The 11,824-nt window shown below is 71.8% G+C and carries 11 protein-coding genes and 1 tRNA gene; 4 read left to right on the forward strand and 8 right to left on the reverse strand.

Features of this window, described 5'->3' with window-relative positions; all coding sequences use genetic code 11:
* Nucleotides 1-20 precede the first annotated feature (20 nt).
* From STRAU_RS16335 to STRAU_RS42375, 8 genes are all read right to left on the reverse strand, one after another.
* Nucleotides 21-602, reverse strand: coding sequence for a hypothetical protein (locus STRAU_RS16335; protein ID WP_016641439.1), 582 nt, complete (start codon nt 600-602; stop codon nt 21-23).
* An 18-nt stretch (nt 603-620) separates the two neighbouring features.
* Nucleotides 621-1,106 carry a type II toxin-antitoxin system RatA family toxin gene (locus STRAU_RS16340; protein ID WP_016641440.1) on the reverse strand — a complete coding sequence of 162 codons (486 nt, stop codon included), beginning with the start codon at nt 1,104-1,106 and terminating at the stop codon, nt 621-623.
* On the reverse strand, nt 1,106-2,392 hold the full coding sequence (locus tag STRAU_RS16345) for an aspartate aminotransferase family protein (RefSeq protein WP_016641441.1): 1,287 nt from the start codon (nt 2,390-2,392) through the stop codon (nt 1,106-1,108). The genes STRAU_RS16340 and STRAU_RS16345 overlap by 1 nt, the downstream gene beginning before the upstream one ends.
* Nucleotides 2,393-2,451: 59 nt before the next feature.
* Nucleotides 2,452-3,591, reverse strand: a complete 1,140-nt coding sequence (locus tag STRAU_RS16350) for an acyl-CoA dehydrogenase family protein (protein ID WP_037659864.1) — start codon at nt 3,589-3,591, stop codon at nt 2,452-2,454.
* A gap of 47 nt (nt 3,592-3,638) precedes the next feature.
* Entirely contained in the window at nt 3,639-5,246 is a 1,608-nt protein-coding gene (locus STRAU_RS16355; RefSeq protein WP_016641443.1) for an aldehyde dehydrogenase family protein, read from the reverse strand.
* Between the two features lie 181 nt (nt 5,247-5,427).
* Nucleotides 5,428-6,897, reverse strand: coding sequence for an MmgE/PrpD family protein (locus STRAU_RS16360; RefSeq protein ID WP_016641444.1), 1,470 nt, complete (start codon nt 6,895-6,897; stop codon nt 5,428-5,430).
* Nucleotides 6,848-7,912, reverse strand: a complete 1,065-nt coding sequence (locus STRAU_RS16365) for a diacylglycerol/lipid kinase family protein (protein ID WP_016641445.1) — start codon at nt 7,910-7,912, stop codon at nt 6,848-6,850. Before STRAU_RS16365 ends, STRAU_RS16360 begins: the two co-directional genes overlap by 50 nt.
* 87 nt (nt 7,913-7,999) lie before the next feature.
* A tRNA-OTHER gene (locus STRAU_RS42375) sits at nt 8,000-8,086 on the reverse strand.
* 185 nt (nt 8,087-8,271) lie between these two features.
* Between STRAU_RS42375 and STRAU_RS16370 the strand changes: the two genes are divergently transcribed.
* The 4 genes from STRAU_RS16370 to STRAU_RS16385 all read left to right on the forward strand — a co-directional run.
* Nucleotides 8,272-9,405, forward strand: coding sequence for a bifunctional lysylphosphatidylglycerol flippase/synthetase MprF (locus tag STRAU_RS16370; RefSeq protein WP_016641446.1), 1,134 nt, complete (start codon nt 8,272-8,274; stop codon nt 9,403-9,405).
* Nucleotides 9,406-9,433: 28 nt separating this feature from the next.
* Nucleotides 9,434-9,637 carry a hypothetical protein gene (locus STRAU_RS16375; RefSeq protein ID WP_016641447.1) on the forward strand — a complete coding sequence of 68 codons (204 nt, stop codon included), beginning with the start codon at nt 9,434-9,436 and terminating at the stop codon, nt 9,635-9,637.
* 154 nt (nt 9,638-9,791) lie between these two features.
* Nucleotides 9,792-10,898 (forward strand): fatty acid desaturase family protein, encoded by a 1,107-nt coding sequence (locus STRAU_RS16380; RefSeq protein WP_016641448.1) that lies wholly within the window; start codon nt 9,792-9,794, stop codon nt 10,896-10,898.
* 163 nt (nt 10,899-11,061) lie between these two features.
* Nucleotides 11,062-11,824 (forward strand): MFS transporter (locus tag STRAU_RS16385; RefSeq protein WP_037659868.1); only part of this gene is annotated, 763 nt, incomplete at its 3' end.

Below are 11,824 nucleotides of genomic sequence, written 5' to 3' on the forward strand. Positions count from 1 at the left end.
GGGGCGGGGGCGGGGCGGGGTCAGCGGGCGGCCGGGGACACCGGGCGGGCGTCATCGGCGCGCTCGGCGCGGTCCGTGTGGCTGGTGTGGCCGGCCGGGGGTGCGGGCGGGATGTGGCCCACCGGCTCCGGGTCGAAGGTGTGCGCGACGGGCTTGGGGTGCGCCAGGCGCAGGTCGTCCAGGAGGCGCAGATAGCCCTTCTGGGCCACTGGTTCATAGGGCAGCGCGAAGGACTTCATGAAGTTGCCGAACAGTCCCCGGTCCCCGCTGAGGTGCCAGGGGATGGCCAGCAGCGCCCACTCGGGGCCGATGGTCAGGCACCACAGGGCGACGACGGCTCCTTGCGTGATCAGGCTGTGCATCACGTTGTAGAGCACGTAGTAGACCTTGGAGATGGGCCGGCCGCCGCTGCGTTTGAAGGCGATCGCGCCCGGCAGATAGCCGATCACGTCGATGTACAGGAACAGCGCGATCCACACCGGCCAGCGGATGTCGCCGAAGTTGACGATGATCGCCGCGGTGGAGGCCGCGAAGGCGACCAGGTACTCCGCCCGGTGCAGGGCGAAGGTGCGCGGGGTCTCGAAGGGGTTGGCCTGGTCCATGAGGTCACGCCCTTCTTCTCAGACGGCGGCGGCGTCGGCGGGCGTGCCCAGTTCGACGTCGCCGCGCAGCCGGGTGTGCTCGAACAGGCCGGTGACGGCCCAGGCCACGGTCTCCTTGATGACGCGTTCGGCGATCGGGTCGAGGATGCCCTGCAGGCTGGGGATGCCGAAGTCGAAGTCGACCTCGAAGTGCACGCCCACGTCGGCGCCCTGCTGGGTGAAGGCCCACTTGCCGGTGAAGGTGTCGAAGTCGCCCTCGCTCTGCTCGAAGCGGATCTCTCCCTCGTCGCGGGCGAAGTGGTCGGTCTCGGTCCAGCGCAGCAGGCCGCTGCGGAAGTGCAGTTCCCAGCTGGAGGCGGCCTCCTTCGCGGTCGGGGTGCCGTGCACGGTGGTGGAGCTGACGTGCGGGGCCAGTTCGGGGAATCGGTCGAACCTCGCGAGGGACTCGTAGACGGCCTGGGCGCTCTCGCCCACGACCACCGCGTCCAGTTCCACGTGCCGCATCAGTTGCTACCGCCTTCCGGCATCCTGGCCGAACGGGCGACCAGGTCGAGGGTTGCTTTGTCGAAGGAGTTGAGGAGGAACTCCACGTCCAGGGGGGTCAGGGTGGCGGGCGGGGTGAAGCGGACGACCGCGCTGCCGTTCATGGAGTGGTTGGCGACGACGCCGTGGTTGAACAGCTCGATCAGCAGCTCCCCGGCCAGGCCGGGTTCGGCCAGTTCCACGCCGATCAGCAGGCCGCGCCCGCGCACGTCCTTGACCAGGTGGCCGATGTTGCGCCGGGCGATCTCGTTGATGCGGGGCAGCAGTTGGGCGCCGAGGTCCATGGCCTTGGTGACCAGGCGTTCCTCCTGGACGGCGCGGACGGCGCCCTGGACGGCGGCCATCAGCAGGGGCTGACCGGAGAACGTCGCGGTGTGGACGTAGGGGTCCTTGTCGAAGGGGCGGAAGGCGGCGCGGGTGGCGATGGCCGCCGAGACCGGCACCACGCCGCCGCCGAGCGCCTTGCCGGCGAGCAGCACGTCGGGGACGACGCCTTCGATGTCGGCGCCCCACCACTCGCCGAGCCGGCCCATGCCGGTCTGTACTTCGTCCAGGATGAGGAAGCCGTCGTACTCGCGCACGAGTTCCTCGACGCGCTTGAGGTAGCCCTTGGGCGGGATGATCACGCCGCCCTCGCCCTGGACCGGCTCCAGGATCACGCACACCTCGCCGGGGTGGGCGCGCAGTTCGCCCTCCAGGGCGTCGGCGTCACCGAAGGGCAGGTGGCTCACGTCGGGCAGCAGCGGGCGGAAGGGTTTTTGGTAGACCTCCTTGGCGGTGGCCGACAGGGCGCCCAGGGTCTTGCCGTGGTAGCCGCCGCCCATGGACACCGTGCGCCTGCGCCCGCCGGCGCGGGCCAGCTTCAGGCCGGTCTCCACGGCCTCGGCGCCCGAGAGCGCGAAGTGCACCCGGTCCAGGCCCGGCGGCATGACCGACACCAGCGCCTCGGCGGCGCGCGCCACGGTCGGCTCCAGCAGGATGCGGGTGGCCACCGGGTGGGTGTCCAGCTGGCGCTGGACGGCCTCCATCACGATGGGGTGGCGGGCGCCCATGATGAACACGCCGTAGCCGCCCGCGTTGAGGAAACGCTCGCCGTCGCTGGTGGTCAGCCAGTTCCCGTGGGAGGCCACCTCCATGTGGCTGCCGAACAGCTCGGCGAGGGTGGCCCGGCCCTTGCTGAGGTGGGCCCGGTAGAGGCCGAGGATCTCTTCCTCGGTGTCGACCCGGATGTCCTGGGTCACGGTCACGGATAACTCCCTGGAAAGGACGGGCTGTCAAGGACACGAGCGGGCCGCCGGGGGCGGGGTCAGGACAGGTCGAGCGGGGCGCCGGCGAAGTAGTCGGCCAGCGGGGCGCAGGTCGCCGACCGGCCCGGCGGGTGGAAGATCAGCGGCCGCACCGAGGCGGCCAGGCGGGCGTGGTCGGGGCTGTGGATGAAGTCCATGCCGCCCAGCAGCTCCAGGCTGTGCTCCGCGCAGCGGGCCAGCAGATCCTGGGCGGCGTAGCGGGCGATGAGCACCTGGGCGACCGCCTCCTCGCCGGCCAGGCCGTCGCGCACCGCCCGGGCCACGCCCTCCAGCAGCGCGAAGGCGCTCTCGGCGTCGATGACCACGGCGGCGCGCTCCGCGGCGGTGCCCCGCCCGCGCGCGAGGACCACCTCGGCCAGCGCGGCCGCCGCGCCCGCGTAGCCGGCCGAGACCAGCATCTCGAACCAGATGACGCCCGCGGCCTGCAGGTCGTCGATGCGGGTCGGGTCCTCGGCGGTGGTGCGGATGACCATGTGGTCGGGCACGAACACGTCGGTCAGGCGGACCTCTTCGCTCTCGGAGGCGGCCAGCACGTCGCTGCCCCAGAAGGGGTGCACGCTCAGCCCCGGCGCGCCGGCCGGGACCAGGGCCAGGGCCAGTTCGGGGCTGCCCGAGGGGCCGGGCACGGCGATGGAGGCGGTCAGCAGCTCCATCGAACGGGCCAGGCTGCAGGGCTTCTTGGCGCCGTTGAGGCGGTAGCCGCCGGCGACCGGGGCGGCGGTCACCGAGGGGGTGAAGATGTTCTGCTGGGTGCGGCCCTCGGCCCAGCCGGAGGCCATCAACACCTGGTCGGGCACGATCCGGTGCAGCAGGTCCACCTGGCGGGGGGCCAGCCGGCCGGCCGGCTCGGCCAGCGCGTACAGCATCGACACGGTGAAGTGGTGCATGGTCACCCCGGCGGCCACCGACGGCGAGGCGGCGCCGACCGCGCGCTGCACCCGCACCACGTCCACGGGGTCGGCGCCGTGCCCGCCGAACGCGGCGGGCACCATCAGGCCCACGCCGCCGTGCGCGCGGAACACACCGATCGCCGGGCTCCCCGGGGCCTCGCGCTCGGCGAAGGGGATGGCTTCCAGCGCCTTGAGCAGCCCGGGGTGATACCGGTCGCAGACCGCGCGGGCGAAGTCGAGGGAGCGCAACTGCAAACACCTCCGTTGGGTGGGGTGGACACCACGCGGCGCGCGGCTCAGGGGCCGAAGACGGCCTCGTGCGGGCTGACGTCGTGGGCGATGCTGACGCCCTGGATGTGGGAGGTCTTCAGGATCGGGTAGTTGGCCTCGCCGTAGACGCCGCCGGTCAGGCCGGTGCCGCCGTGGCTGGGCAGATACGGCAAGAACCCGATGTGCGAGTCGTTGATCTTCAGCAGGCCGCCGTTGACGACCCGCTGCACGAAGGCGTTCATCACCCTGGCCGACTTCACCCACAGCGAGTTGCGCAGCCCGTACTCGTTGGAGTTGACGAAGTCGATGAAGGCGTTGAGCAGTTCGTCGTCCCCGGCCGCGTCCACCGCCTGGGGCACCACGATGGGCAGCAGCGGGAAGAACGTCTCGCTGCGCACGATGTCGTGCTGGCGGGCGCCGGCCAGGCCGTCCACCCGCACCACGGTGGGCTGCAGGAACACACCGGTGTCGGAGACGGTGCCGTCGACCTCGGTGCGCTGCCCGCCGGTGATGACCTGCCCGCCGTGCTCGAGGGACTGCGCCAGCAGCGCGAAGAACTTCTCGCTGCGCCGCACCGGGGAGAGCAGCACGTCCTCGTCCTCGGGATAGCCCGGCTTGACCAGGGTGATGCGCTCCTTGACCGCGGCGATGAGGTCCTCGGCGATCTCGGGGTGGACCAGCACGCAGTTGGGCACCATGCAGATCTGCCCGGAGCCGTAGAAGGACTCGCAGATCGCCTCGGCGGCCCGCTTGAGGTCGGCGCCCTTCCAGATGACGATGGTGTCGTTGCCGGCCAGCTCCAGGATGGGCTTCTTGCCGTTGGCCACGCAGCTCTCCTGGAAGCGCAGGCCCTCCTCGCTGCCGCCGATGTAGAAGATGTCGTTGATCATCGGGGAGGCGACCCAGCGGTCCAGGGTCTGCTTGGGGTTGGAGCAGACCGCGTTGAGGATGCCGGCGGGCGCGTCGATCTCCTCGAGCAGCGGGCCGACCACATCGCGCATCAGCCACATGGTGGACAGCGCGATGCTGCGCGGGGCGCGCATGACGACGGCGTTGCCGGCCATCAGCGCGAGCACGGCCAGGGCGGCGCTGGGCGCGGGCGCGTTCTGCGGCGGGTTGAAGGCGACCACGCCGTCGGGCTGGCGGCGCACGATCAGACGCCGGCCCTCGTGCTCGAACTCGGTGTGCATCCGCTGCCGGTACCAGTACAGGCTCTCGTCGCTGTAGATCTGCTTCATGCAGCTCAGTTCCCAGCGGGCCAGGCGCAGCGGGTGCGCCTCACTGGTGAGGATGTCCAGGAACTCCTCCTCGCGCCGGATGAGTTCCTCGCGGAACATCGCGCCCAGCCGCATCCGCCGCTCCAGGGGGACTTCGGCCCAGGCGGGGGCGGCGGCCGCGGCGGCCTCGGTGGCCAGGTCGATGGAGGCATCGCCGGCGATCGCGCAGCGGCCCACCACATAGGGGTGGCCGGCCGCCTCGGAGTCGGGGTTCTGCTCCAGTTCCCGCTTCAGGCTGACGCTGGTGAAGACGTCCTCGAGCAGGGACCGGGCGCTGACCGTATAGACCCAGCCGTCCCCTTCGACGTCCTTGCCCGCGATGTAGAGCTTGTAGCTGCGGAGTTCCTTGTCAGGCATCAAAAGGGACCTTTCCATGTCTATGGTCCGGCTCACTGTCCGCTGGCCCGCCGGCCCGCTGATCCACGGGCCCGGTGTTCCATCCGGTCCACGGCCCTTTTCCGGCTCATGGGGGCATTGGCCCACTGGGAACCGATGTTTTCAGCGGGGGCTGACCCGCCGCTGACATGCGCCTCGTGAATTACCGCAGCGCTGATTCGATCCAGTCCCGCAGGGCGTCGGCATCCATGGAATCCAGGCCGGCCGCGGCGTCGGCGACATCCGGACTGCCGCCGAATTCCAGGAATTTCTCCCGCATGAGTTCGCCGTGATGGGCGCGGGTGTGCGGGCCGGCCGCGGCGACGGGGATCATGCGCTGCCGGCTGGCGGTGCGCCCGTCGGCCAGACGCACCGTGACCCGGGCGCCGGTGGCCTTGGCCGAGGAGGTGAAAGCGTCCCGGACGGCGGTGCCGGCCGCGCTCTGGGCCAGCTCGGCCGCCTCCTGCCCGGCGAAGGCGCGCAGCCAGGGCCCGGCCGCCGTACCGGCCTGGCGCACCGCCTCGCCGAAGGGCGCGTCGGAGGCGAACAGGGCCTTGGTCAGCTCCGGGTCGTGCACCAGGCGCACCCGCTCGGCCAGCGCCCAGCGCTCCCGGTCGTTGAGCAGCGGCGCCGCGAAGTCGTTGACCGTGAGCCCGCCGGTCAGCAGCGCGGTGGCCACCGGGTAGGGGGTGTGCAGCACCAGCGCGCCCAGCGGCGAGCCGGGCCCCACGATGTAGGAGGCCGCCTTCCTGCCCGCGAACAGGGTGTAGAGGGAGGCTTCGACGACGATCTCCTCGACGTCCTCGGCCCGGCACGGGCCCAGCCGGCGGTGCAGGGCCGCGGCGCAGTCCACGGCCGCGTCCACGCCCGGCCCGCCCGGGTGCATCTTGAACGACAGCGTCTCGGTGTGCCAGCGCGTGCCCAGGCCCGCGCTGACCGCGTCCGGCAGCGGCACCGAGGCGAAGCGGTCCAAGAACCCGTCGGGGTGTTCCAGGATGTCGATCGCGCCGGTGAGCCCGGCACGGGCCGCGTCACAGGAGTCCATCGCGGTGCGCACCGGCGTGAAGGTGTTGAACAGCCGGGCGTCACTGGCCAAGAACGCCCGCATGAGCGGCCAGTTGGGCATGGCGAAGGCCAGGCCGAGCGCGTTGGACCACACCGCGTCGTCGGCGCCCTCGCAGTGCAGCCGCCCGCACACCGCGCCCGCCAGGTGGGTGTGCACGGCCGAGTGCCCGCGCAGCGGGCCCAGGGTGGCGGCCGCGGTGATGCGGGCCGCGCACTCGTTGGCGGCCACCACCGCGGCCAGCAGCGCGGGCCCGTCCAGGCGCCGGGCATAGGCGTAGGCCAGCGGCACCGACACCGTGGAGTTCGACAGATGACCCGCGTACGCGGTGTCGTCGAGGTTGAGCCAGGAGCCGAGCCCGGACAGCACACACGCCGAGGTGCGCGGGTCGGCCTGCAGCGGCGGCCCGAAGCCCTCGATGAGGCGCCCGCCCAGCGGATGGGCGATCCCCGCCCGGATCGAGGCCAGCTGCGACAGCAGCTGGCTGGAGGCCAGGGCCCGCACCCGGGCGGGGATGTCCTCAGGACGCAGCCACGCCGCCCAGCGGCACAGCTCCTTGAGTATCGACACGCGTCACTACCTCCTTGGGAGCACCCCAGATGGCGAGCGCGCCCGGCAGCACCTCGACGGTCATGCGCGGCCAGTTGAGGTGCTGCAGTTCACCGTCGTGCTCGAAGAGCAGCGCGCGGCCGTCCAGACGTTCCACGACGATGCGCCGGCCCCGCCCGTGCACCACGCCCCGGCGGGTGTGCAGCAGGCCCTGGCGGGCCAGCGGCGCCACCTCGGCGGGGGCCACCTCGGCGCCGACCACGCACACGTCGAGCAGCCCGTCGTCCAGTTCGGAGCCGGGCAGCAGCAGGTACTGCCCGCCGCGGTGGCGGCCGCCGCCCACATTGGCCAGCACCGTCGCCCCCTCGTGCAGCACCCGGCCGTCGACGGTGACCCGCCCGGGGTAGGGGGTGAAACCGGCCGCCGCCTCGGGCAGCGCCCGCGCGTACTTCTCCCGCCCGGCCGCGCTAATGGTCCGCGCCGCGATCAGCCCCTGGGCGATCAGCCCCGAACAGGCCCCCAGCAGCACCGGCTCACCCGTCTCGGCCAGCTGCCCCAGATCGATGCGGCGCAGCCGCGCCGCGCCCGCATCGCCCGCCAGGACCGCCTGCAGCGACTGGCGCCAGGGCCGCTCGGCCCACAGCATGCGGTAGCCGGAATTGCCGGTGCCCGCGGGCACGATGGCCAGCGCGGCGCCCTGCCGCCTGCCCCCGCCGCCCGTGGCACCTGCGGCGCCCGGTGCGCCCGGTGCGGCGTCCTGGACGCTCAGGGCCCGCACGACCTCGTGCACTGTGCCGTCACCGCCGACCGCGACCACCAGATCGGGCACCGGCCCGGCCGCGGAAGAGGCGGACAGCGCGCTGCGCACGGCCTCACCGGCACTGCCGCGGTGCGTCGTACGGTGCACCGAGACGGCCTCGAGACGCTCCCGGCACAGCCGCAGCACCTGCTCGACCAGGTCCGGGCGGGCCGTGCCCGCGGTGGGATTGACGACGACGAGGGCCCGCCGGGGGGCAGGGGATGCCGCGGTCGGCATGAGGCGATTCTCCAGACGCTGCGTCGATGAACCGGCGGGCAGGCACGAAAGGGGGGCGGTGACACCTCCCGTGCCACGGCCCCTGGGCGGAGAGGGCAGGATTCGAACCTGCGTGGGCTTGCGCCCGACTGAAGCGAACTCCGGTCCCCGATAAGCCACTCCGGGCACCTCTCCCAGATCCCGGGAACCCTTTTTCCTCCCGGTCACGGAAATTACGTTCGCACCCCTTCCTGATATTCACCTGACGGGCCGCTGACACCCCGATCGGGCCCCGAATTCCCGCTCTTCCGAGACTCAAATACCGAGTGCTCTACTTCCCCCAGTCCAGTCCCGATCCAGAACGGGAAGGAAGAGACTTGATGTCCTCGACGACCCCATTGACCGACCCCGGCTTGGCCGCCTCCGGCTCGGCCGACTCCGACTTGAGCGCCTCCGACGTGGCCGCCTCGGCCGCGACGGCTGCCTCGGCCGCGCCGGCGGTGGTGCAGGACACCGCACCGGGCAAGAGCGCCGCGTACGACACCGTCCTGCGCGCCATCCGCACCCACACCCAGGCCGACAACCCCAGCGCCTTCCTCGCGATGAGCCGGGACACCAGCGCCTTCACCGCCCCCGGCCTGGACGGCGTCATCGCCTACCGCAGGGCCGGCCGCTACCTGGTCCAGCTCGGCGGCCCCTTCGCCGCCCCCGACGCCTACCGGCCCCTGCTGGAGAAGTTCGTGGCCCACGCCCACGGCCAGGGTTTGAGCGTGGTGGGCGCCCAGCTGCAGCGCCACGACGCGCTCGCCTACGCCGAACGCGGCTTCACCGTCAACCAGTTCGGCTCCTCCTGGGTCGTGCACCTGCCCGGCTTCACCCTGCGCGGCTCCCGCTTCATGCGCATGCGCAACAAGATCTCCCGCGCCTTCCGCAGCGGCCTGAAGGTCAGCGAGGTGGCCGCGCACGACGTGAGCGCGGCCATCGACGAGATCGACACCGCCTGGCTGGGCGCCAAGGGCGAGCAGGCCCGCCCGCTGACCTTCCTGGTCGGCGAGCTGGGCGGCCCGGCACAGCAACACCGCCGCCTGTTCGTGGGCACCATCGACTCCCGGCCCGTCGGCTACATCTCCTACTCACCGGTGTACGGCAGCCGGGCGGGCTGGATGCACGATCTGAGCCGGCGCATCCCCGATGGCACCCCGGGGCTGATGGAAGCCATCAACTCCCACGTCATCGAGGTGCTGCGGGCCGAGGGCACGCAGTGGCTGCACTTCGGCTTCACCCCCTTCACCGGCCTTGACGCCGCCCGCGAACTGCCCGGCCACAGCCCCTCCTTCCAGTGGCTGATGCACTTCTTGTGGGAGCAGGGCGCGGCGCTCTACCCCGCCCAGACCCAGCTCGCCTACAAGGAGAAGTGGGCTCCCCAGGAGCCGATCACCGAGTACGTGGCCTTCGACGGCCCGGCCTCCCTGACGGCGTTCGCGCACATCTTCCGCGCCTGCAACGCCTTCTGACCCCCCCATCACGAAGGAGCAGACAGCCATGCCCACCCAGCCCGCCGAACCCCCCGCCGAGCCCGCCGGCACCGAAGCCCTGCAGCAGCAGCTGGTCGAGTCCCTGATGGCCGTCATCGGCGCCCCCGACGACGTACACGTCGCCCGCGCCGCGGACGGCGTGCTGCACACCCTGGACACCCGCCTCGCCCCGCAGCCCGCCCCCAGGGCGGGCGAGCAGTCCGCCGCGTGACGGCGCGCGCAGCCGGCCCCACCGGCAACCGCGCCCGCCCCCGGCGGTTTTCCAGGGCGCCATCAGCGCCCCATCAGCACGACGGCCGACGCTGAAGCGTGCTTTTCGTCCGGCGCCCCGCGCCGGGATACGTCCTGCCCAAGGAGATCCTTCTATGCAGTCTCCGCACATCACCGAGACACAGCCCGGCACGGTACGGCAGCTCGATCCCGGCCTCGCGGTCGCGACGGGGGAGCGGAGCAGCAAGGGCGCCTCCGCCAGCTTCGCCGAGCTGCTCAAGCGCGTGAAGGCCGAGGGCCTCCTGGACCTCGACACGCGCTACGACTACCGCAGGCTCGCCCTGAACATGTCCCTCATCCTGGCCGGCCTCGTCGCGTTCTTCCTGATCGGCGCGTCCTGGTGGCAGATGCCGGTCGCGGTGTGGATGGGCCTGTGCGGGGTGCAGAGCGCCTACATGTGGCACGAGGTCGGCCACAAGGCGATGTTCCGTGACAAGCGCATCGGCACCCTCACCGCCTACTTCCACGCCAACTTCTTCAGCGGCGTCAGCTACGCCTGGTGGGTCAACCACCACAACCGCCACCACAGCCACCCCAACCACATCAGCCTCGACCCCGACATCGGCCGCCGCACCGCGATCTTCGACATGAAGCAGTACGCCACCCGCACCCCCGTGCAGCGCTTCATCGTCCGCCACCAGCGGGTGCTCTTCTTCGTCCTGCTCGTCCTCGAGGGCTACAAGATGGAGAAGACCACGATCAAGGAGCTCGCCAAGAGCGGCGCCAAGCACCGCCACCTGGAGATCGCCCTGGTCGTGCTGCGCACCGTGATCTACCTGACGGCCGTCTTCACCGTCCTGACCCCCTGGCAGGCCATCGCCTTCATCGCCGTGCAGCACGCCGCGCTCGGCGTCTACTTCGGCCTGATGTTCGCCCCCAACCACAAGGGCATGGAGGTCCGCGACGGCGAGAAGGAGACCCTGGACTGGCTGGAGCGCCAGGTCCTGACCTCCCGCAACATCCGCCCCAACTGGTGGATCGACTTCCTCTACGGCGGCCTCAACTACCAGGTGGAACACCACCTGTTCCCGGCGATGCCGCAGCGCCACCTGGCCCGCGCCCGCGAACTGACCCGCGACTACTGCGCCGAGCGCGGCATCCCCTACCTCGAGGTCGGCTTCTGGGAGTCCTACCGGCAGGTCGCCACCTTCCTGCACGAGGTGAGCGAGCCGACCCGGCACAAGCACAACGCCGCCGCCTGACCCCCGCACACCCGGCGCCGCCCGCTCCCTTCACGGCCCGCCCCCTTCTTCTTCTCGCCTCCGCCCCGGCCGACGGCCGGGGCGGACGCGCATCCGCCCCACCGCACCCCCACCCCACCCCGGACACCCCCCCTTTTCCTTTTTTCAGGAGCTCTGAGCCCTCATGTCCCAACCGACGGCGCTGCGGGAGACAACCGCGGCGGCGCCCACCATCGGCGACCGGATCGACCGGATGCCCATCACCCCGACCCACCGCAGACTCACCGCCGTGGTCGGCGTGGGCCTGCTCTTCGACACCTTCGAGAACAACCTCGCCGGCACCATCTCCCACGTCCTGCAGGAGGACTTCGCCTTCAACGGCACCACCCTCAAACTCGTCCTCGCCTCGGCCTTCATCGGCCAGTTCGTCGGCTCCGTCGTCCTGGGGCGCGTCGCCGACCGCTACGGCCGGCGCCGCGCCTTCCTCATCAACCTCGCCCTGTACTCGGGGTTCTCCCTGCTCGGCGCCCTCTCCCCGAACGCCGCCTGGCTGATCGTGACCCGCTTCTTCGCCGGCGTGGGCATCGGCGCCGAACAGTCCCTCTCCGACTGCTACCTGGCCGACGTACTGCCCGCCAGATACCGCGGCCGCTACACCGCCTGGGCCTACACCCTGGCCTTCTGCGGCGTGCCCGCCGTCGGCTTCGCCGCCCTGTGGCTGGTGCCGCTCAGCCCGCTGGGCATCGACGGCTGGCGCTGGCTGTTCGTCCTGGGCGCGCTCGGCTCGGCCGTCGTATGGACGCTGCGCCGCAACCTCATCGAATCCCCGCGCTGGCTGGCCGCCAACGGCCAACAGCAGCAGGCGCACGCCCTCCTGGCGCGCATGGAGGCCGAAGTCCCCGCCGCCGACCGCCCCCGGACACCGCCGCCCGCGCCCGCGCCCGCCG

It is taken from the genome of Streptomyces aurantiacus JA 4570, from assembly GCF_000414115.1.
GTDB classification, from domain to species: Bacteria; Actinomycetota; Actinomycetes; order Streptomycetales; family Streptomycetaceae; genus Streptomyces; species Streptomyces aurantiacus_A.